Genomic DNA, 251 nt, shown 5'->3' with positions numbered 1-251 from the left:
GAAATAAGTTTTACCCCGAACCCTGGGTACACCTTAGATCCTACACCCGTAAATTATACGATTAATGACAACGATGGGAATACTTCTAATGAAGCGACTATCACTATTGATTATACACCTGTTACCAGTGATGATCTTAGTACAGGTAATACTACCAATACTGCGGTAACCGTAAATATTTTAGCTAATGATACCACAGGTGATACTGTAGATGTGACTACAGTTCAAATTGTAGGTACAGCAAGTCCAGG

At 38.6% G+C, this 251-nt stretch carries 1 pseudogene; it reads left to right on the top strand.

Annotation, left to right across the window (positions count from 1 at the left end):
* Window positions 1–251, top strand: a pseudogene (locus J8281_RS20050) (hypothetical protein); the annotation flags it as partial.

This window comes from Aquimarina sp. U1-2 (assembly GCF_017897595.1).
Taxonomy (GTDB): domain Bacteria; phylum Bacteroidota; class Bacteroidia; order Flavobacteriales; family Flavobacteriaceae; genus Aquimarina.
This window is presented reverse-complemented; position numbering and strand designations above follow the sequence as displayed.